This window comes from Lacinutrix salivirga, from assembly GCF_053604675.1.
Window position 1 is genome coordinate 1 of sequence record NZ_JBSHNP010000087.1, and the last position, 261, is coordinate 261.

Sequence of the window (261 nt, forward strand, 5' to 3'; positions counted from 1 at the left end):
TGTATTAACTAATGATGAAGATTTTGAAGGCGATAACCAAACTGTAACTGCTAACACCAATCCTACTAATGGTTCTGTAACCATCTCTCCTACTGGTGAGTATACCTACACTCCTAACCCAGGATTTACTGGTGAAGATACCTTTGAGTACACCATCTGTGACGATGGAAACCCTGTCGCTTGTGATACTACAACTGTATATATCGAAGTATTACCTGAGAGTGGTCCTGAAAATGAAGCACCTATCGCTAATGCAGATAC

1 protein-coding gene is annotated in these 261 nt (G+C 40.6%); it reads left to right on the forward strand.

Going from position 1 to position 261, the window contains the following annotated elements; translation table 11 throughout:
- Positions 1-261: Ig-like domain-containing protein (locus ACVC5O_RS04320; RefSeq protein WP_452220239.1), on the forward strand; the 261-nt coding region annotated here is incomplete at both ends.